Annotated in this window: 18 protein-coding genes; 5 read left to right on the forward strand and 13 right to left on the reverse strand. The window is 32.1% G+C overall.

What is annotated here, in order from left to right:
- Window positions 1-75 precede the first annotated feature (75 nt).
- Together ACU4C5_RS04465 and ACU4C5_RS04470 are read left to right on the forward strand one after the other, a co-directional pair.
- The gene (locus ACU4C5_RS04465; protein WP_446845862.1) at window positions 76-2,211 is read left to right on the forward strand and encodes a TonB-dependent receptor plug domain-containing protein; all 2,136 of its coding nucleotides are present in this window, start codon (window positions 76-78) and stop codon (window positions 2,209-2,211) included.
- Window positions 2,212-2,223: 12 nt separating this feature from the next.
- Window positions 2,224-3,309, forward strand: a complete 1,086-nt coding sequence (locus ACU4C5_RS04470) for an HmuY family protein (RefSeq protein ID WP_446845863.1) — start codon at window positions 2,224-2,226, stop codon at window positions 3,307-3,309.
- Window positions 3,310-3,406: 97 nt separating this feature from the next.
- Here ACU4C5_RS04470 and ACU4C5_RS04475 read toward each other — a convergent pair whose 3' ends face one another.
- The 12 genes from ACU4C5_RS04475 to ACU4C5_RS04530 form a co-directional block, all read right to left on the reverse strand.
- Window positions 3,407-4,033, reverse strand: coding sequence for a carbonic anhydrase (locus ACU4C5_RS04475; RefSeq protein WP_446845864.1), 627 nt, complete (start codon window positions 4,031-4,033; stop codon window positions 3,407-3,409).
- A 108-nt stretch (window positions 4,034-4,141) separates the two neighbouring features.
- Window positions 4,142-4,768, reverse strand: coding sequence for a carbonic anhydrase family protein (locus ACU4C5_RS04480; protein WP_446845865.1), 627 nt, complete (start codon window positions 4,766-4,768; stop codon window positions 4,142-4,144).
- Between the two features lie 188 nt (window positions 4,769-4,956).
- Window positions 4,957-6,549 (reverse strand): SulP family inorganic anion transporter, encoded by a 1,593-nt coding sequence (locus tag ACU4C5_RS04485; protein ID WP_446845866.1) that lies wholly within the window; start codon window positions 6,547-6,549, stop codon window positions 4,957-4,959.
- Window positions 6,550-6,648: 99 nt separating this feature from the next.
- On the reverse strand, window positions 6,649-6,948 hold the full coding sequence (locus ACU4C5_RS04490; RefSeq protein ID WP_446845867.1) for a hypothetical protein: 300 nt from the start codon (window positions 6,946-6,948) through the stop codon (window positions 6,649-6,651).
- A gap of 59 nt (window positions 6,949-7,007) precedes the next feature.
- A complete protein-coding gene (locus ACU4C5_RS04495; RefSeq protein WP_446845868.1) occupies window positions 7,008-7,766 on the reverse strand; it encodes a tetratricopeptide repeat protein in 759 nt (252 codons plus the stop codon).
- A gap of 1 nt (window position 7,767) precedes the next feature.
- On the reverse strand, window positions 7,768-9,528 hold the full coding sequence (locus tag ACU4C5_RS04500; protein WP_446845869.1) for a BatD family protein: 1,761 nt from the start codon (window positions 9,526-9,528) through the stop codon (window positions 7,768-7,770).
- A complete protein-coding gene (locus ACU4C5_RS04505) occupies window positions 9,528-10,373 on the reverse strand; it encodes a tetratricopeptide repeat protein (RefSeq protein ID WP_446845870.1) in 846 nt (281 codons plus the stop codon). Before ACU4C5_RS04505 ends, ACU4C5_RS04500 begins: the two co-directional genes overlap by 1 nt.
- 84 nt (window positions 10,374-10,457) lie before the next feature.
- Window positions 10,458-11,495, reverse strand: a complete 1,038-nt coding sequence (locus tag ACU4C5_RS04510; RefSeq protein WP_446846426.1) for a VWA domain-containing protein — start codon at window positions 11,493-11,495, stop codon at window positions 10,458-10,460.
- The gene (locus tag ACU4C5_RS04515) at window positions 11,492-12,496 is read right to left on the reverse strand and encodes a vWA domain-containing protein (RefSeq protein ID WP_446845871.1); all 1,005 of its coding nucleotides are present in this window, start codon (window positions 12,494-12,496) and stop codon (window positions 11,492-11,494) included. The genes ACU4C5_RS04510 and ACU4C5_RS04515 overlap by 4 nt, the downstream gene beginning before the upstream one ends.
- Window positions 12,496-14,154 (reverse strand): BatD family protein, encoded by a 1,659-nt coding sequence (locus ACU4C5_RS04520; protein WP_446845872.1) that lies wholly within the window; start codon window positions 14,152-14,154, stop codon window positions 12,496-12,498. The genes ACU4C5_RS04515 and ACU4C5_RS04520 overlap by 1 nt, the downstream gene beginning before the upstream one ends.
- Before the next feature lie 6 nt (window positions 14,155-14,160).
- Window positions 14,161-15,024: a DUF58 domain-containing protein gene (locus tag ACU4C5_RS04525; RefSeq protein ID WP_446845873.1), complete on the reverse strand. Its 864-nt coding sequence runs from the start codon at window positions 15,022-15,024 to the stop codon at window positions 14,161-14,163.
- 101 nt (window positions 15,025-15,125) lie between these two features.
- Complete coding sequence (locus tag ACU4C5_RS04530; RefSeq protein WP_446846427.1) at window positions 15,126-16,127, reverse strand: AAA family ATPase; 1,002 nt, start codon at window positions 16,125-16,127, stop codon at window positions 15,126-15,128.
- Window positions 16,128-16,400: 273 nt separating this feature from the next.
- Here ACU4C5_RS04530 and ACU4C5_RS04535 point away from each other — a divergent pair, with 273 nt between their 5' ends.
- The 3 genes from ACU4C5_RS04535 to ACU4C5_RS04545 are packed head-to-tail and all read left to right on the forward strand — an operon-like array spanning window position 16,401 to window position 18,923.
- Entirely contained in the window at window positions 16,401-17,150 is a 750-nt protein-coding gene (locus ACU4C5_RS04535; protein WP_446845874.1) for an SDR family NAD(P)-dependent oxidoreductase, read from the forward strand.
- Window positions 17,150-17,779 carry an HD domain-containing protein gene (locus ACU4C5_RS04540; protein ID WP_446845875.1) on the forward strand — a complete coding sequence of 210 codons (630 nt, stop codon included), beginning with the start codon at window positions 17,150-17,152 and terminating at the stop codon, window positions 17,777-17,779. Before ACU4C5_RS04535 ends, ACU4C5_RS04540 begins: the two co-directional genes overlap by 1 nt.
- A 10-nt stretch (window positions 17,780-17,789) precedes the next feature.
- Entirely contained in the window at window positions 17,790-18,923 is a 1,134-nt protein-coding gene (locus tag ACU4C5_RS04545; RefSeq protein ID WP_446845876.1) for an ATP-binding protein, read from the forward strand.
- A gap of 255 nt (window positions 18,924-19,178) precedes the next feature.
- Here the strand turns inward: ACU4C5_RS04545 and amaB are convergent, their stop codons facing one another.
- Window positions 19,179-20,732 carry an L-piperidine-6-carboxylate dehydrogenase gene (amaB, locus tag ACU4C5_RS04550; protein ID WP_446845877.1) on the reverse strand — a complete coding sequence of 518 codons (1,554 nt, stop codon included), beginning with the start codon at window positions 20,730-20,732 and terminating at the stop codon, window positions 19,179-19,181.
- Window positions 20,733-20,735 lie beyond the last annotated feature (3 nt).

Here is a 20,735-nt window from a genome sequence, read left to right on the forward strand (position 1 = left end):
ATAATTTTAAATTTTCTTATTCTTATTTAGATTGATTTAAAATAAGGTTTTATATTTGCAACAAATTTATCAAGAATGAGTCTAAATAAAAACAATTTTTTAATTTTTTTTTTAATTTTTTTAAGCACTGTAGGGTTTGCTCAAAAAACGGAAACAGATTCAACTAAAACCGAGCAACTTAAAGAGGTTGTGGTTACCGGACAATATAATCCGCAGTCAATAAAAAAATCTATACATAACGTTACTGTTATAAAAAGAGCACAAATTGAAAGTCAGGCAGCAAATAACTTAGCAGATTTATTGAATTTCAACTTAAACCTTAATATTATACCAAATTCACAAACGGGTAAATCATCTATTTCTTTCTTCGGATTAGACGCACAATATTTTAATATATTAGTTGATAATATTCCTTTAGTAAGTGATAACGGTTTAGGAAACAATATTGATTTAACACAGGTAAATTTAAATGATATTGAGCGTATAGAAATTGTTGAAGGCGCAATGGGTGTTGAGTACGGAGCTAATGCTGTATCTGGAGTAATAAATATTATTACTAAAAAGAATATTGATAACGATTGGGAAGTTACGGTTTCGGCCCAAGAGGAAACTGTAAGCGATGAATATACTTGGTTTGACGAAGGTAGACACATACAATCATTAAGTATTGCACATCGTTTTAACGATAAATTAAATGCAAGAGTTGGTTTTAACCGAAATCAATTTGCAGGTTTTTATAACGGCAGAAAAGGTGAAAATCATTACGTTAATGATAGTTTAAGAGGTTACGATTGGTTACCAAAAACACAAATTAACACAAATGCATTAATAAATTATCGCACAGATAATTTTAGTCTTACTTATAAATTTGAGTACCTCAACGAAATTATCAACTTTTATGATGTTGCAGTAAGAGCAAATCCTGATGTTGCAACACAAACAAGCAATCCATCTGCAACAGATAAAATTTACACAACAAATCGTTTTATAAACAATCTTAATCTTAGTGGTCGTTTAAATAATGGAATTAACTATAATGCCGCTTTTTCTTACCAACAACAAGAGCGCGACTTAAACGAATTTAACTATTACATCCTTAGCGGAAATAAAACGGATGAGGAAGATGAAACCTACCAATCTAGTAAAGTGCTATTTTCAAAAGGACGTGTCAATAATTTAGTTAAAAACGATTTTTTTAATTTCGAATTAGGTTACGAAGCCCGTTACATTGAAGGTTTTGATACGCAAGCTACAGGAAGCGAAACACAAATAGGAAAAACATACACTCAAAACAATATTGCTGTTTTTGGATCTTCGGAAATTGATCTTTCAGACAAATTTTCTATAAGACCAGGACTTCGTTATGAATACAACTCAAAGTTTCATGCTAAATTTCTATCCTCTTTAAGCGCCCGCTATTTATTACCACATGGTTTTGAATTACGTGCAAATATTGGAAATTCATACAGAACACCCAGTTTTGAAGAATTGTACTACTACTTTGTAGACTCTAATCATGATGTCACAGGAAATGAAAACTTAAATCCAGAAGATGGTTTTACAGCATTCATAAATCTTAAAAAACGTAGTTGGATTAATGGCTTATCATTAACAAACACTTTAAAAGCAAGTTATGTAGATGTTAATGACAAAATTGATTTAGCCATAGTAAATGCGACACCATTACAATATCAATTTATAAATATTGATAGCTATAAATTATGGGGAGTTACTAGTGAAAATAGTATTAAAAAAGACAATTGGACCTTTAATTTAGGAGCAACACTACAAGGTATTGCAAGATTAAATAACAACGAAGCAAATGCTGAAGATGACTTTTTATACAACTTTCAAGTAAATACAAGCGGAACTTATTATGTGAAAAAATGGGAAACGGCATTCACTCTACTTGTAAAATATAATGGCGAACAACAAAACTACGTCTCTTACGGAGAAACGGATACTGAAGGCAACTCAATATTCACAAAATCTACCACTAACGCATATAGTTGGATGGATGCATCAATTAAAAAATCATTTTTAGATAAAAAATTACAAGCCACTCTTGGAGCAAGAAACTTATTAGACATCACAGATGTTACTATAAGAAACGGATCAACAGGTGGTACACATAGCGCAAACAATAGCTCACTGCTTTTAGGCTACGGACGATCTTATTACTTAAAACTATTATATAACCTAAATTTTTAAATATTACATATTATGACTAACAGATTTTTAACCCTTATTTCGTGTATTGCTGTACTTGCTTTTTCTAGCTGTAGTAGTGATGATAATAACACACCAGAAGTAATTGAAATAGTAATTGAAGGTGCTGCAATATCTCCTGAAATTGGAGGATCAAACGAACAAAATCAAGTTTATATCGATTTAAGCACAAGTACTTCAACACCTGTACAACGTGATTCTTGGGATCTTGGTTTTTACTCAGGAACTGATTTTAGAGTAGGAATTAATGGTTCAATTTACATGGCTACTGCTCCATTAACAGAAACTGATATTGATGTTGTAACCTCAACATCTACTGAAGTACAAGGTTTACAACCACAAGTTGCTGTTGGAACTTTTGATGCTGCAAATATTGAATTTGTTGATGCACCTTTTGGACAAATTACAGAAACTGCAATTGAAAACATCTCTGCTACTGATTCTGAAAACCCTGTTTATTTAGTAAACTTAGGTTTTGAAGTTGGTACTGAAGCTGCTGCTACAGGAAGTGTTGCTGTTGCTGGTGATGCTAGAGGATGGAAAAAAATTAGAATCCTTAGAAACGGAAACGATTACATTTTACAATATGCAGATTTAGATGCTACAACGCACCAAGAAGTAACTATATCAAAAGATAGTGATTATAACTTTACATTCTTTAGCTTTAATACAGAAACTGAAGTAAGCGTTGAGCCTACAAAAGCACAATGGGATTTAAACTTTACTGTATTTACTAACGAAATTTCTGGTTACGGTTCTTACGGATATTCAGATTTTGTTGTTACAAACACTAAAGGTGGTGCACTTTCTTACGCTATTGATACTGATGAAACAGAATACACTTACGCAGACTTTACTTTAGCTGATGCTGCAACTGTTACTTTTAGTACAGACCAACGTAATGTAGGTAGCTCATGGAGAAATGGTGGTGGACCAGGAACATTACCTTCTTTAAAAGATAACATGTTTTATGTAGTTACTGATGCTGCAGGAAACTACTACAAATTACAATTCTTAGCATTAACTTCTGAATCAGGAGAACGTGGTAACCCAGAATTTGTATATAGCTTATTACAATAAACCTCAGTTTATTGCACATAAAAAGAGCGCCAATTCAAAATGAATTGGCGCTCTTTTTTATTCTTATTTTTTTATTTCCGAAGAAAAATTAAAACCCTTAATCTAGGTGATAAATTTCACGAATATCTTCAAGATAATGTTCAAAATCAATTTTTAAGTCAATTAGCTCACCGGTATGAATATCAAAAACCCATCCGTGAACCTGTAAACCTCTTTCTCTAATTGCTTTTTGTACTGCTGCTGTTTTAATAAGGTTTACGCACTGTTCTTTAGTATTTAATTCTACTAAACGGTCGTAACGTTGCTCTTCATCTTCAATGGCATTCAATTCGGTTTTATGTATACGATACACATCGCGAATGTTACGTAACCACGGGTTTAAAATTCCTAAATCTGCCGATTGCATAGCGGCTTTAACTCCTCCACAAGAATAATGTCCACAAACCACCACGTGATTTACTTTAAGATGTACCACGGCATACTCTACAACAGACATGGCATTTAAATCTGTACCAGAAACCATGTTGGCAATATTACGATGAATAAAAGCTTCGCCAGGACCTAATCCCATAAGTTCTTCGGCGGTAACACGGCTATCTGAACATCCTATAAATAATAGTTCGGGACTTTGCCCCTCACCTAATTTATCAAAATAATCGGGATCATTATCTAGCTTTTGCTTTACCCAATCTTTGTTATTATCAAATACTTTATTTAAATCCATGATCTTTATAATTATTTAAATGTAGGCTTTTTGTTTATTATAAACTAAAAAACAGCAATTTCAAAAAATAAGAAACTGCTGTTTTATTAAATATTTATGTAAGTAGGTTTAGTAAAATTCTACAGCACCTGTATTGATATCATACATAGCACCAATTATTTTAATTTCACCATTTTTTTCCATTTCAGTTAAGATCGGACTTTCAGCATGAATTCTTTCGATAGTTAATTCTACATTTTTCTTAGACACCTCATCTACAAACGCTAAGTTTTTAGAAGTTCGTAAGCTTTCATCTTCTGGAGATGTTACTGCGTTTACAGCAGGTGTTATTTTTTGAATAAGCTTTGTTAAGTTTCCTAATTCTGCATGATCACAAGCGCCTTTAATGGCACCACAACTAGTGTGACCTAATACTACTATTAGTTTTGTTCCGGCTAATTTAGAGGCAAATTCCATGCTTCCTAAAATATCTTCGTTTACAAAGTTACCTGCAATTCTTACGCTAAAGATATCTCCTAATCCTTGGTCAAAAACTAATTCAGCTGATACTCTAGAGTCAATACAACTTAATACTGTTGCGAAAGGAAATTGCCCATCACTAGTATCATTAACTTGCTCTAAAAGGTTTCTGTTTGCTTTTAAATTTTGTTGAAATCTTTGATTTCCTTCTTTTAAAAACTGTAATGACTTATCTGGTGTCATTGTTGACTGTGATTCTCTTGTATGTGCTTTCATTATTGTTTTATTTGTGGTTATATAAGTAGCGTATTTTCTGGTCTTAAAAAAGACGAGAAAGGGCAATTATCAATAAGTATTGTAATGCGATGTGCTAACTTATAGGTATTCTATTTTAAAAAACTTTTACATTAATATTACTACATATGTTAAAATAAAATTGAACATATGTAGTAATTTATAAAGTCTTAACTTAAACTGATATCTGATTTTGGTCTTAATTTGAAAAACTCAATAAAACTTGGAGGGTTTTCAACAACACCACGTTTAGAAATTAATTTAATATCAATATTTCGTTCTTTTGCTTTAAAGGCAAAGTCTTCTAAAATTTCAATAATATCATAATCTAAGTATCTTGTTTTAGTAACATCAAATTCAAAATAAGCATCTCTTGGTAAGTTATCTAATTCTTTTAAAATAGCACCTTTATTAAAGAAGGTAACTTCTTCGGCAAGTGTCATTTTTATTTTATGTCTTCCGTTACTGTTATCTTCAATATGTAGAAAGTGTGAATTTTGGTAATTTTTCAATAAAATAACAACGATACCTACTGCTAAACCTAAACCAATTCCCCATAGCAAATCAATAAATACAATTCCTAAAACCGTAACAAAAAATGGCACAGATTGTTTCCATCCTAACTTATACATTTTTGAAAATAATGCTGGCTTAGCAAGCTTATAACCAATAATTAATAAAACAGCTGCCAATACAGACAATGGAATTTTATTAAGTAAATTAGGAATAAGGACTACTGAAATTAACAGCAATAAACCGTGTAAAATTGCAGACATTTTGGTCTTTCCTCCAGATTGAATGTTTGCTGAACTACGTACAATTACCTGGGTTACAGGAAGACCTCCAATTAATCCTGAAAGGACATTACCAGCTCCTTGCGCTAATAATTCTCTATTTGTAGGTGTTACGTTTTTATCTGGATCAATTTTATCTGTAGCTTCAACACATAATAATGTTTCTAAACTTGCTACTAATGCTATTGTAAAGGCTACAATCCATACTTGAGGATTTGTAATTGCTGAAAAATTAGGAAGACTAAATTGTCCAAGAAAGGAATTAAAATCTTCTGGTACTGGTACGCTTACTAAATGTATTGGAGAAATTCCCAACATGTCATTACCATTTGTTGATACGTAAAAAATAATACCTACAACTACGGCAACTAAAGGTCCTTGAATAACTTCAAAAATCTTTCCTTTTTTAACAAGTACGTTACTCCATAATAATAATATGGCTAAACTTATAAATCCTACTACTGTTGGACCAACAGCAATATTATCAAATATACTTAAAATAGCAGAAAATGTATTTTCTCCTGAAGCTTCTATAAAACTATCAGCACCTTCTGGCTCTGAATCGTATCCAAAAAAGTGAGGTATTTGTTTTAAAATAATGATAATACCAATACCAGTAAGCATTCCTTTAATTACAGATGACGGAAAATAATATCCAATAATTCCTGCTTTTAAAATTCCAAAAATCACTTGTATTAATCCTCCTAAAACAAGAGCTAATAAGAAATTTTCATAACCCCCTAAAGAGCTAATTGCTGTTAGTACAATTGCTGCTAAACCTGCAGCAGGACCACTAACTCCAACTTTAGAACCACTTAATAGTCCTACAACAACACCACCAATAACACCAGATATAACACCTGCAAATAATGGTGCTCCACTAGCTAATGCAATACCTAAACATAATGGTAGTGCAACAAAGAATACGACTACACTTGCGGGAAAGTCGTTTTTTAAATTTTTAAACATGTATAAATTCATTTACGTCAATAAACACTTTTGGCTTATTAACTTATTTTTAATAATTTTTATAGACCAATTACTACGGTTCTATCTCTTGGAAAATTATTAAATGAATTCGGGAGGTGGGGAAACTAAATTAAGTTGTGGTTTAGTATAATCACTAAAAGAATATCCTAAATTATCTTCTGCTTTTGAAGTAAAAACAAGTTCTAAATTTAAAAGATTACTTGAATTTAAAAGCTTAATTTCTTTAATTTTTGAATGTCCACTATTTTCTTCTTCTTCTGCAATTGAGTAAAATAAAGACACATCTGCATTTTCATCTATAGCCATTATTACTGTAGGCGCTGAAATAAGCGACAAGAATAATATTAAAAAGAAAGAGGCTAACAGATTTTTTTTCATAGTAGTTTTAAGAATTGCAAATATAAGAGTACATTTTAAAATATTACGTTAAAGAATGTTTAAAAATTTTTTAACAGTTTAATATCATCATTTCTTATCCATCCCGTAGTACCGTCGGTTAGTTTTATTTCTTTCCAACCATCTACAGTATCTAAAACCTGTATTTTGGTACCTTCATGAAGTTTAAAAGTTTCAACACCTCTTAAATTAGGCTCGTCTTTTACAGTACTTTCTTTAGCAAATACTATTGCTGGCACATCATTTTTATCTAAATTATATTTATGAAATGCAAAACAAAGCGAAATAACACTAATTATTAATACCGTAGAACTTCCTATAAACAGCACCCGTTTTAATGCTGTTGATTTACTAAAATAATAGACTAAAAATAAGATTACAAATAACAAAACGCCACCAATAGCTATATATGCCCAAGCATCAAAATTAAATGTATTAGCACTATTATTAAGCCATTTTGACACGCCAACTTCTGGCATTACATCAATAGCGTCAATGGTCATATTTCTTGCAAATGCTGCATTGTTTTTAATATCTACATCTTCTGGTGCTAATTGTAATGCTTTTTCATAATAATAAATACTAGGTGCAATATTATTAAGTTTATAGTGAGCGTTAGCGAGGTTAAAATATAATTCTGCTGAGTGTTTTTCACTCTTTAAAATGGTTTCATACTTATTAATTGCATCGGTGTATTTCCCGGCATTATACAACGTATTTCCTTCTTTAAATAACGCTGAGTTTTGAGAAAACCCAAACCCACACATTAAAATGGTAATTATAAATAGTAACTTTTTCATCTTAACGTATTTGTTTATCAATTAATGAAATCGTTTTTCCCGCCTTATCATAATCTTGCTGCATTTCTACATTTGTAATTGGCGTATATCGCGCTAATTCGCAATTTTCAAGAATCTGTAAAAAGTCTGATACCGCTAAAGTCTCTACCGATTTAGACAGTAATAATTCTTCAATTTTATCTTTAGTAAACTCACTTGTTTCAATCTGTAAAGTCGCTTTCAAGTAATTATGAAGTGCTTTTTCTAAAGCCACATAAAAACTATCTTTTGTCCCTAGATTACGCTTAGCTTCTCCTAGATATTTCTTAGCTAACTTATCTGCTTTTCTAATTTTATTTCCAAATACATCAGCATCACGTTTTTCTTTTTTTCTTCGAAAAACAATAGCTAACGGTATTGCTAATAAAGGTAATAATAAAGATCCCCAGAAGCCTTTGGTTTTAAAGAAATAATTAGAATTTGTAGACACCAACTGGGTTTCTGTTTTTATATCAGAAAGGTGACTACTAGTGTCTCCATTAGGTTTTTCACCATTATCTGTTATCTGATCAGCAACATTTGTAGGACCTTCAATAACATCAATTATTAAATCTCCCGAATTAATTTGCTTGTAGGTTTCTGTTTTTAAATCGAAATAAGAAAATGAAATGCTCGGTATTGGATATTTTCCTTTATACTGAGGCACCACTGTATAACTATCTGAAATACGCCCACGCATACCACTTAAATTAGTACTTACTTTCTCGTCATGTTCTGGTTCATAAATTTCCAATGAACTTGGAACCGTTAATTCCGGAAGGTCAAATAATTTTAAATTCCCATTTCCTGTAACCTCAGCTTTTATTTGTAAAGATTCGTTAGCATTTAAAGCCTGTTTAGATGCCAAAACTTTAAAATTAAAATTACCAACAGCTCCTGTAAAGTTTGCAGGTTTTGTTGCTTCAGGTAATGGTTTTACGTTTATACTTTGACTTCCTGCCGAAACCGTACGATGTACAGACGTCATTAATCGACCGCCAAAATAATCGCGTCGTTTTGATGGCACATCTACAGTAACATCTAAACTTAAAGGTTCAATTTCTAATTTTCCTGATTTTTGAGGATATAATACAGTTTTACGCAATACTACATATCTGTAATCTTCACCTTTATATTTCCCGTTTTCAATTTTAACACCTTTTAGTTGAATATTCTGACTCCAAAAATCACTGTATTTAGGACTGTTTGTTTCTCGCCAATTACTCACACCTGTTGTAGTTGATACATATAGTTTGTAAACTACAGTAACCGCTTCATTTAAATACGGATTGGTTTTAGAAATTTCAGCGACCAAGTGAATATTATCTTCAGCAACATTTACGGCATCATCAGGATCATTAGGACGTTTAACAGCGCCACCAACAGTAATTTTTACAGCTTGTGTTTTGTAGATTTCACCTTGAATTTCAATAGTGGCTTCTTTAATAGTAAAACGACCTTGTTTTTTAGGGGTTAAAAAATAACTATAGGTTTTAGAAAACGAACGTTTTCCATTAATCCAGCTATTACTCACCGACGTATTAGGACCGCCAGCAACCGTAAAATCACTAAAACTTGGAGGTGTAAAATTATCACCATCCGTATTCATTTTAAAATCTATACGTAAACGCTCATTAATTCCTAGTTTGGTTTTACTCACTTTAGCTTCAAAAGTAACTTGAGCAAAAGTAAATTGCGAAACCGCTAGAAAAAGAAAAATAACTAATGTTGATTTTATTTTCATTACCAATCTTTTTCGGTTTTTACTTTAACACCTTTTTGTTTTTGGGCATTCATTTTTTCTTGAACTTTCTGTTCTTGATTATTCATCGCTTTCAGTAAATTCTGCATTTGTTGTTGTGACATTTGACCTGGCTGTGGTTTTGGCTGTGCTTGATCTTTTTTATCTTCATCACCTTTACCTTGATCCTTTTTATCTTCTTTTTTTTCATCTTTAGGCTTACCGTCTTCATCTTCCTTGTCGTCGCCTTCTTTCTTATCCTTATCGCCTTCGTCTTTTTTGTCGTCTTGATCTTTTTTATCTTCGTCCTTTTGGTCTTGGTCGTCTTTCTTGTCTTGATCTTCTTTGTTCTCGTCGTCCTTTTTATCCTGATCCTTTTCTTTATCTTGTTGTTGTTCTGCACATTCTTTTGCTACAACTAGATTATAACGCGTTTCTTCATCTGAAGGATCATTTCTTAACGCATTTTTATAGGCTTCAACAGCTTCTTTACATTTTTTATTCTGCATTAAAATATTTCCAATGTTATGAAATGCTTTATGCTTTTCATCTTTATCAGTAGCATTTTTAGCTGCTTGAGTTAATCGGTATAAAGCTTCATCGTAACTTCCTTTTTTATAATAAGAAGTTCCTAAATTATAAGTTCCAGATACGGTTGTTGGTTGTTCTGAAATGGCTTTACGATACTCCATTTCGGCAGTCACATAATCATCACTATCTATTAATTGATTGCCTTCGTAAACATAGTTATTTGCTTTTTGCAACGCCAATGCCTGCGCTTCCTCTTTATCTTGAGAAAAAGAGACCGCAGATATTAAAGTGATTAAGATAATTATTAATTGTTTCATGCTATATTTCTATAAGACTAAGATATAAATCTTAGTTTTTTGTGTGCGTTAAAAATTTTATAAAATTCAGGTTATCAGTAAATACTAAAGGTTTTCATTAAATAAATTCAACTTTTTCAACCAAGCTGTTTTTCGTTCTAGTAAAAAGATATCAATACATAAAAAGAATACTGCAAAACCTAAAAACCATTGAAACTGGTCTTTATAATCGGCAAACTCTTTAGCTTCAAATTCCTTTTTATCCATTTTATTTAACAAGTCTCGAATTTGATCTACGACATCACTGGTAACTCTTCCGTTAATATATACCCCGTTAGCATCATCAGCAATTTGTTGTAAAGTCTCTTCGTTTAAACGTGTAATTACTGTTTCGCCTTGGTTATCTTTTTTATAGTTAATCAGTACGCCATTTCTTTTTATAGGAATTGTGCCACCCTTAATATCTCCTACTCCAATAGTAAAAATTCTGATACCTTCTTTATTTGCTTCTTCGGCAACACTGGAAGCCATTTCACTGTGATCTTCTCCATCTGAAATGATAATTAAGATACGGTTGGTTTGTTCGGCATCATCAAAATATGTTTTTGAAAGCTCAATAGCTTCGTTGATTGCTGTTCCTTGAGAGGACAACATATCGGTATTCATATTATTTAAAAACATTTTTGCTGAAGCGTAATCTGTAGTAATTGGTAACTGCGGAAAAGCTTTTCCAGCGTAAGCGATAATACCTACACGATCACTTGCTAGATTATTGATAATTTGCGTTACCAATTGTTTGGATTTCTCTAAACGGTTGGGTGCAATATCTTCGGCAAGCATACTTTTTGAGACATCAACAGCAAATACAATATCTACTCCTTCGCGTTTTACGGTTTCTAGTTTTGTACCAATTTTAGGGTTTACCAAAGCGATAGCTAAACAGGCAAACACCAAACTAAGCACCACGATTTTTAAAATCCCTTTAAACAACGATTGATTAGGACTTAAACGTTTTAACAACGCTTTATCTGCAAAGTTTTTTTGTGCTTTGTATTTCCAGAATTGAAGTCCTACAAATATTACAATTATTATAGGAATAATTGCCAACGCCCAAAACCATATTTTTTCTTCTAACTGCATTATATAAAACTTCTAAAAATTGTAGCTCTTAACACTAATTCTATCAATAATAACAGACCTGCAAAAATGGCTAATGATCTGTATTTTTCTTCGTAGTTGTAAAATTTAAATTCTTCTATTTCGGTTTTTTCAAGCTTATTGATTTCACTATAAATTTCTTCTAGCTTCTTATTATTTGTGGCTCTAAAGAATTTTCCACCAGTAACATCGGCAATTTCTTTTAAGAGCGCTTCATCAATTTCAACTTGCACTCTTCCGTATTGAAAATTTCCGTTAGGCAAAATAGCTACTGGTGATAGCGCCATTCCGTTTGTTCCTAAACCAATTGTATAGGTTTTTATACCGTATTCAACCGCTAATTCACTAGCTATTTTAGGATCTATAAATCCTGAATTATTAACTCCATCAGTAAGTAAAATAATGACTTTACTTTTTGCTTTACTATCTTTTAAACGGTTAACCGAAGTGGCTAATCCCATTCCTATTGCCGTACCACCTTCAATAATTGTATTGTATTTGATATCGTTTAACGAGCGTAATACAATAGATTTGTCGCTAGTAATTGGCGTTTTGGTATAACTTTCTCCTGCATATTCTACCAAACCAATACGATCGTTTGGACGTCCTTTAATAAACTCTGCAGCAACATTTTTAAGTGCTTCTAATCTGTTTGGTTTTAAATCTTTTGCCAACATACTTGCCGAAACATCAATAGCCATAACAATATCAATACCGCTAGTGGTTTTTGTTTTTGTAGACACATCAACCGTTCTTGGTCTTGCTAAAGCTGTAATTAATGCTGCAAGTGCCAATAATCGTAAGGCAAATAATAGGTGTTTAATTTTTGGCAACCATGAATTGGTTACTTTAAATCCTTTTAAACTTGATATTTTTAGTTCAGCGGTTTGCTGTTTGTTTTTAAACACATACCACACAATTAAAAGTGGTAAAGCTAAAAGCAACCAGAAAAATTCTTTATTTAAAAATTCGAATCCTTCAAACATTAGTTTTCTTCTTTTTTAAGTTCTACTGAATTGATCACACGATCTACAATTTCTTTAGCATAATCATCGCCTTCTCGCCATGTTACAACTATTTGTTGCACGACGTTTTCGGCAGTAAATGCTAATACAATGTATTGACCACGTTCTGTTTTACCTTCTATTAAACTAGGGAAATCTGCGGTACCAAACACTTTTAAACCTTCGGCATTATTAGGTGTTGCAAACTTTTCTTTTTTGGTGAACATATTTTGAACACCTTGAGATCCCCAAATTGCTAAACTTTTTTCAACCACCTGATTTAATTCGATTTTATTCTCTCCCAAATCTTTAAATGTAGTAGTGGCTACAACAATATTAAGTTGTTCAATTAAACTTCCATAACCAAATGTAGTAACGTCTAACTTTTCTTTTAATTCTTCTGGAATAGCCACTTCCGTACGTTTTAAAACTTTTGGAGTACTAATATAAATTGGCGGAATACCATATTCGCTAGTTACCCAATCACCTTCTAAAAGTTCTTTACTTTCATGACCTACAATTGAATCTTTCACGTAAGTAAACCCATATTTGATTCCGAAACCAATAAGAATACCCAATACTAATAATACACCAACAACAACGGTGATCATTATTTGTTTGCGTTTTTTCTTTTCAGCTTGTTCTTCTTTATATTTTTGGTCTAACAATTTTTCTTCTTCAGTCGCTTCTGGTAAAGCTTCTTTTACTTGATCAATTTCTAAATCAATTGTATTTCTATCTAATTTTGCAAGCTCTATATCTGGTGCTGATTTTGCGAATTTTACTAAATCGGCACGTTTAAGAATACTTTCAATATTTTTTATATCTTCTTTTGAAATATCAATTTGATTACCATCTTTTAAAAGATTTAAGCGCGTTACCAATTCATCGGTTGTACTTTCTAACGCGCGATCGTAAACTTTCTCATCTAGATATCTTCTGATAATAAATGTTAATTCAGAATAATATTCTTTTAATTCTTCATTTTGTAAGTATGTGCTATCATCTAATGTTTTTAACGCTAATTTTGCTCTATCATAAGGTGGTAATAACGCTATTTTTTCTTCTTGAGTTAACGGCTTTTTTCGCCATACAAACCAATACAATAAAAAGGCGACAACTGCTAAGGCTAACAACACATATAATAATGGTAACCACCAATTGCTTGTTGTTTTTTCTACCTCAATAAATGGTTTAATATCATAAAGCGCTTGTTTTGTAGTATCAACCGCAATGGTATTAACTTCAACTTGTAAAGAATCGGTAAAAAATGTTTTATTACCAATAATAATTTTTTGCTTCGGAATGGTATAAGCGCCAGAATCAAACTGCGTTAATCCGTATTTTTTAACAAGATTATATTTTGCATTTTGTGTGGTGGTATCAATTTTATACGATTCGATCATTTCAAGCGGTAAAAAGGTTTGTCCTTCTGGAAAGACAACCAATTCTGTAGTGTCTGCCTCAACTTGAATTTTATAGGTAATTTGTTCTCCTATTTTTATACGTGTAGAATCTATGGATGATGTTACTTGCGCCAAAGTAATACTCCAAAATCCTAAAACAAAAAATAGTACCAACACAAGTGTTCTTGATTGGCGAGTTTTAAAATTATTATAGTGTAGGTTGTAAGTCTTCATTTGCAATTATCGTCTTTTAAAATAACCTAATAGTTTTTTTACATAACTTTCATCTACACGACAGTCAATACTACCGGCTCCAGATTTTGTAAAACTATCTTTATAATACGCAACACGTTGGGTGTAATATTCGGCATAATTACGTCTCACAGTTTTAGATTGTGTGTTTACCAACATAAGTTCTCCACTTTCTTCATCCTGCATTTGTACCAAACCAATATTTGGCATTTCGGTTTCGCGTTTATCATAAACTCTAATTCCGGTGATATCGTGACGTCCGGCAGCAATTTTTAAATTCTGTTTGTAATTATCATCAATAAAATCACTTAACAGAAAAACAATGGCTTTCTTTTTCATCACGTTTGACAGAAATTTTAAAGCCGCAGCCACATCTGTTTGCTTACTTTTAGGTTTAAATTCTATCAATTCGCGAATAATACGCAATACATGAGAACGTCCTTTTTTAGGTGGAATATAAAGTTCAATCGCATCCGAGAATAAGATAAGTCCTATTTTATCGTTGTTTTGAGTTGCTGAAAAGGCTAAAGTTGCGGCTATTTCTGTTACAATTTCATTTTTAAATTGTTGGTCTGTACCAAATAATCCAGATCCCGAAATATCTACCATTAGCATCATGGTAAGTTCGCGCTCTTCTTCAAATACTTTAATATAAGGTTCGTTGTAGCGCGCGGTAACATTCCAATCTATATTACGAATATCATCGCCATATTGATATTGACGCACCTCAGCAAACGTCATCCCTTTTCCTTTAAAGGTAGAATGATATTCTCCTCCAAAAAGATGATCGGACAGTCGGCGTGTCTTAATCTCTATTTTGCGTACTTTTTTTAGTAATTCCTTTGTATCCATTTTCCTTTCTCCATCTTCTCTCTTAAAGAGAAAAGGTTTTTAAAAATTTAATTTTTCATCCTTTTAAAGTTCTTCTTATCTTGAAGAATTTAGGACGGGATTTATGGCACTTCAATTTCGTTTACAATCTTACTAATAATATCTTCAGATGTTATATTTTCGGCTTCAGCCTCATAAGTAATCCCAATTCTGTGACGTAACACATCGTAAACAACGGCACGTACATCTTCTGGAATTACATAACCACGACGCTTAATAAAAGCGTAACATTTTGCTGCGGTTGCTAAATTGATACTTCCACGAGGTGAAGCTCCAAAAGAGATAAGAGGTTTTAGGTCTTCTAATTTATATTTTTCTGGGTAACGTGTTGCGAAAATAATATCAAGAATATATCTCTCAATTTTTTCGTCCATGTATACTTCTTTAACCGCTTTTTGAGCGTTAAGAATTTGCTGAACAGATACTACTGGGTTTACTTTTTCGTAAGTACCACGTAAATTTGCTCTAACAATAAGTTGTTCTTCTTCTAATTTTGGATAATCAATAACCGTTTTTAGCATAAAACGATCCACTTGTGCTTCCGGTAACGGGTAAGTTCCTTCTTGCTCAACTGGATTCATGGTAGCCATTACTAAAAATGGTTTGTCTAACATAAATGTTTCGTCACCAATGGTTACTTGTTTTTCTTGCATGGCTTCCAGTAAAGCCGATTGTACTTTTGCTGGAGCTCTATTAATCTCATCTGCAAGTACAAAATTTGCAAATACAGGTCCTTTTTTAATTAAAAAATCATTATCCTTCATGTTGTAAATAAGGGTTCCTACAACATCTGCTGGTAATAAATCTGGTGTAAATTGAATTCTACTAAAACTAGCATCAATAGCTTTTGATAAGGTATTAATTGCTAAAGTTTTTGCTAATCCAGGAACACCTTCAAGTAAAATATGTCCTTGTCCAAGCAATCCAATAAGTAAGCGCTCAATCATATGTTTTTGACCTACAATCACTTTGTTCATTTCGTGAGTAAGCAAATCAACAAAAGCACTTTCTCTTTCAATTTTTTCATTAATTGACTTAATATCAACTGTACTTGTTTCTTCCATCATTTTTAATTTTTTAATGCTCCAATATAGCTTCCATATTTGAGTACTGCAAATTGTTAATTTTTTTGATGCTTTACTGTTAACAATCGGTTAAAAGTTAAAAATCGATATATTTCATACTTAATTGTTTACAAGACTGCATTTAATTTAAAGAAAGTAAATATTAATGTTCAGAAAATTATATATCGCTATTGCAACTTAATTCTATTGGTTTTTAATTATTTTTATATCAAATTATATTTTACCAAAACAGCTTTATATTTTACCCCAACTATGACTAAAACAGCACTAATTACAGGCGCTACAAGCGGAATAGGACGCGCAACCGCAAAAGAATTTGCAACACAAGGTATTCGATTAATTATCTGTGGAAGACGACAAGAGCGTTTGGATGAGCTTAAAAAAGCATTAGAATTACAAATCGAAATACATACTTTAAATTTTGATGTAAGTGATAAAGATGCCACTACAAAAGCCATTAACAGCTTACCTGAAAACTTTAAACAGATTGATATTTTAATTAATAACGCAGGGAACGCTCACGGCTTAGACCCTATACAAGATGGAAATGTTGCAGATTGGGACGCTATGATAGATATTAATGTAAAAGGATTGCTTTACGTAAGTCAGACAATTATTCCACAAATGACGGCTAGAAAATCTGGACAAATTATAAACATTGGCTCTTCGGCAGGAAAAGAAGTTTACCCAAAAGGAAATGTGTATTGCGCAAGTAAACATGCTGTTTTAGCAATTACTGAAGGTATGCGAATAGATTTAAATCCTTACGGAATAAAAGTTGGTGCCGTAAATCCTGGTTTGGTAGAAACTGAATTTTCAAAAGTAAGATTTAAAGGAGATGCTATTGCCGATACGGTTTACACCGGATTTAAAGCTTTACAACCCGAAGACATTGCAGATGTTATTTATTTTGCAGTTTCTAGACCGCCACACGTAAACATTGCCGATGTTTTAGTATTGCCAACCGCACAAGCGAGTAGTACGATTGTAAAAAAGGACTAATGAAAAACTGGCTAAAAGAAGATTGGTACAACCTTACATCTCATCACTGCAAAGACAGAAATCTTGTGACGTCTTTTTGGAATGAAATTGAAATAGCCTACACTCAAAAGTCGAGATACTATCATAATTTACAACATATTTACTCAATGTTAAAAACGCTAAAAAAGCATGAAGAAAACATTAGTAATTTAACGGAAATTAAATATGCTATTTGGTACCATGATATCATATATAATGCTTCAAAAAGTAATAATGAAGAAAAAAGTGCAGAAATTGGGGCTTCTAAAGTTCAAAAATTAGGTCTTGATATTAACAGCGCAAAAGTTATTGAAACTCTTATTCTTTCAACAAAAAAACATCAAATCATTAACAAAGAAAACACAGATAACGCTTATCTATTAGATTTAGATTTATCTGTTTTAGGAACAGACTGGGAAACCTATAAAGAATATACACAAGCAGTTAGAAAGGAATATAAAATTTACCCAGATTTTTTATATAATCCTGGTAGAAAAAAAGTATTGAATTCATTTTTAGAAAGAGCACAATTATTTTTCACTGATAGTTTTAAAAATCAACTAGAACTAAAAGCTAGAGAAAACATAAAAAAAGAACTAAAACTTTTATAAACAGAAAGCCATGATTAATAAACGCCTACTCATAAAAAATCTACTCGCTCATAATGACGAGAATAGTTTTTATGACAAAAAGCGTAAAATTGATATTGGCCTAAAAGAAGGAAAGGCTAAGTTTTTAAAACATATTTGCGCGCTTTCAAACAGTAATCCAAATAACAACTCTTTTATTGTTATTGGTGTTGAAGATGAAGACAATACTATTGTGGGTGTCGATTTTTTTGATGATAGTAAAATTCAAAACCTCGTAAATGCTTATTTAACCAATCCGCCAATTGTACAATACGAAAACATTCCGTTTCCTAATTTACCAGATGATAAAGTTATTGGCTTAGTCACCATTAGATCTGTTGAAGGCATAACTTCACTTCGCAAAAACATCTGGAAATATTATGGAGGATCGGTATTTTTTAGAGATGGTAGTATTAGTATGCCTAAAATTTTTGATGTAGAAATTAAAGATTTTAATTCTGAAATTGTAAAAGCCATTGAAAACCATTCGCAAAATAATATTGAACATACTTTAGACGGTGTTTTCGATTTTATGAATACACGCATAGATTATAGTCCGCAATACAAAGTGTTCAAAGAATACTTTGTGCTCTGTTGGTCTGGAGAGAAAAAAACAGTAGGAAATGAAACTTTTTTCTCGCGGGTAGATATCAAATTAATTAACGAACAGGTACGTTTGTTTTTTTCAACCTTAGATGAAGTTTCAATTACATTTGATGAAAACAGCTTTAAGATTATAGAATATGTGAATTTAGGACTTCAAAATTCATCTAAATATTATCCGTTAGAAGAAACCATTATTCACTTTAGCGATAATGCCAACTATCAAATTGAAACACAACTTTTATTTCAACCGCCACAATTTGATAAAAAAGTATTGCATCATATTTACAATACCAATAATAGTATTTTAGATAAACTTAAAAAAGGACTCAAACTAAACAAACAAGAAGAGTTCGATTTAAAAAACCTTCCTGAAACCTATCTCATCTGTTACTTTAATTTATTTCATGAAGCGATCAATAAACTACATGAGGCTAAATTTTATTTAAAAGAGAGAGAAAACTCCTACTACGCTCTCTATAAGGAATCTATACGGATATTACGAAAATTAAAATATAATTGACACAAAATAAATATATGATGTATTTCGTCCCAATTTATTTGTAAATGGTAGTTTTTTTTGAGTAAAAATATATTTTTTATCGACATTAGTAAAGCTATTAATCAATTACTTACAAGCCCATTTCACCCAATGAATATTTGGATCTGAAATGGGTTTTTATTTTTTATTTAACTCCCAAAATTATTTTTCAGTAGTTCGCACAAAAAAGCCACATTTCTCAATGTGGCTTTCTCAATATTTATAAAAATAATTCTATTATAAATCAAATTTGATACCTTGTGCTAAAGGTAATTCGTCTGAATAGTTAACTGTATTCGTTTGACGTCTCATGTATACTTTCCAAGCATCAGATCCAGACTCACGTCCACCACCCGTTTCTTTCTCACCACCAAAAGCACCACCAATTTCAGCACCAGAAGTTCCAATATTTACATTTGCAATACCACAATCTGAACCTGCATAAGACAAGAATTTCTCTGCCTCTTTCATTTCATTTGTCATAATTGCAGAAGATAAACCTTGAGCTACTCCATTTTGCGTATCAATTGCATTTTCTACTTCACCTGAATATTTCATAAGGTATAAAATAGGTGCAAAAGTTTCGTGTTGTACAATTTCAAAATGATTTTCGGCTTCAATAATTGCTGGTTTAACGTAGCAACCAGATTCGTAACCTTCACCTTCTAAAACACCACCTTCTACTAATACTTTTCCACCTTCAGCTTTCGCTTTTTCAATGGCAGCTAAATATGTATTTACTGAATCTTTATCTATTAATGGACCAACATGATTATTTTCATCAAGTGGATTTCCAATTTTAATTTGTCCGTAAGCACCAACAATAGCATCTCTTACTTTATCGTAAACTGATTCATGAATAATTAAACGACGCGTAGATGTACAACGTTGTCCGCATGTTCCAACAGCTCCAAAAACAGCACCAGGAACTACCACTTTTAAATCGGCAGTTGGTGTGATAATGATCGCATTATTTCCTCCTAATTCTAATAAAGATTTACCAAAACGTTGCGCTACTGTTGTACCAACAATACGTCCCATTCTTGTAGATCCTGTTGCAGATACTAATGGAATACGTACATCTGTAGTCATCATTTCACCTACTTTGTAATCTCCATTTATAATATTAGAAATACCTTCTGGTAAATTGTTATCTTTTAAAACTGCAGCAATAATATTTTGACATGCGATAGAACATAACGGTGCTTTTTCCGATCCTTTCCACACGCAAACATCACCACAAATCCAAGCTAAAGCGGTATTCCACGCCCAAACTGCTACAGGAAAATTAAATGCTGAGATAATTCCAACAACCCCAATTGGATGCCATTGTTCTCTCATTACGTGACCTGGACGTTCCGATGGAATAGTTTGTCCGTTTAGCTGACGAGATAATCCTACAGCAAAATCACAAATGTCAATCATTTCTTGAACCTCACCGTAACCTTCTTGTAGAGATTTCCCCATTTCGTAAGAAACTAGTTTCCCTAATGGTTCTTTTAAATCTCTTAATTTATTACCAAACTGACGTACAATTTCTCCACGTTGTGGCGCTGGCATATGTCTGAAAGTTTTAAAAGCCGCTGTTGCTGCTCCCATTACTTTCTCGTAATCTTCTTTTGTTGTTGATTTAACTTTTCCTATTAATTGCCCGTCAACTGGCGAATAGCTCTCAATAATTTCTCCATTAGAAAAATTATTAGACCCTGTAGACGAACCTTCATTTATATCTTTTACACCTAATTGGCTTAAGGCTTCTTTTATTCCGAAATCTGTCGCAACTGCTTGCATAAA

The organism is Lacinutrix undariae, assembly GCF_052934785.1.

What these genes read in the sequence shown, in the direction of transcription:
- ACU4C5_RS04465 (WP_446845862.1), top strand. Translation starts at nt 76, where the DNA reads ATGAGTCTAAATAAAAACAATTTTTTAATTTTTTTTTTAATTTTTTTA.
- ACU4C5_RS04470 (WP_446845863.1), top strand. Translation starts at nt 2,224, where the DNA reads ATGACTAACAGATTTTTAACCCTTATTTCGTGTATTGCTGTACTTGCT.
- ACU4C5_RS04475 (WP_446845864.1), bottom strand. Translation starts at nt 4,033, where the DNA reads ATGGATTTAAATAAAGTATTTGATAATAACAAAGATTGGGTAAAGCAA.
- ACU4C5_RS04480 (WP_446845865.1), bottom strand. Translation starts at nt 4,768, where the DNA reads ATGAAAGCACATACAAGAGAATCACAGTCAACAATGACACCAGATAAG.
- ACU4C5_RS04485 (WP_446845866.1), bottom strand. Translation starts at nt 6,549, where the DNA reads ATGTTTAAAAATTTAAAAAACGACTTTCCCGCAAGTGTAGTCGTATTC.
- ACU4C5_RS04490 (WP_446845867.1), bottom strand. Translation starts at nt 6,948, where the DNA reads ATGAAAAAAAATCTGTTAGCCTCTTTCTTTTTAATATTATTCTTGTCG.
- ACU4C5_RS04495 (WP_446845868.1), bottom strand. Translation starts at nt 7,766, where the DNA reads ATGAAAAAGTTACTATTTATAATTACCATTTTAATGTGTGGGTTTGGG.
- ACU4C5_RS04500 (WP_446845869.1), bottom strand. Translation starts at nt 9,528, where the DNA reads ATGAAAATAAAATCAACATTAGTTATTTTTCTTTTTCTAGCGGTTTCG.
- ACU4C5_RS04505 (WP_446845870.1), bottom strand. Translation starts at nt 10,373, where the DNA reads ATGAAACAATTAATAATTATCTTAATCACTTTAATATCTGCGGTCTCT.
- ACU4C5_RS04515 (WP_446845871.1), bottom strand. Translation starts at nt 12,496, where the DNA reads ATGTTTGAAGGATTCGAATTTTTAAATAAAGAATTTTTCTGGTTGCTT.
- ACU4C5_RS04520 (WP_446845872.1), bottom strand. Translation starts at nt 14,154, where the DNA reads ATGAAGACTTACAACCTACACTATAATAATTTTAAAACTCGCCAATCA.
- ACU4C5_RS04525 (WP_446845873.1), bottom strand. Translation starts at nt 15,024, where the DNA reads ATGGATACAAAGGAATTACTAAAAAAAGTACGCAAAATAGAGATTAAG.
- ACU4C5_RS04530 (WP_446846427.1), bottom strand. Translation starts at nt 16,127, where the DNA reads ATGGAAGAAACAAGTACAGTTGATATTAAGTCAATTAATGAAAAAATT.
- ACU4C5_RS04535 (WP_446845874.1), top strand. Translation starts at nt 16,401, where the DNA reads ATGACTAAAACAGCACTAATTACAGGCGCTACAAGCGGAATAGGACGC.
- ACU4C5_RS04540 (WP_446845875.1), top strand. Translation starts at nt 17,150, where the DNA reads ATGAAAAACTGGCTAAAAGAAGATTGGTACAACCTTACATCTCATCAC.
- ACU4C5_RS04545 (WP_446845876.1), top strand. Translation starts at nt 17,790, where the DNA reads ATGATTAATAAACGCCTACTCATAAAAAATCTACTCGCTCATAATGAC.
- amaB (WP_446845877.1), bottom strand. Translation starts at nt 20,732, where the DNA reads ATGCAAGCAGTTGCGACAGATTTCGGAATAAAAGAAGCCTTAAGCCAA.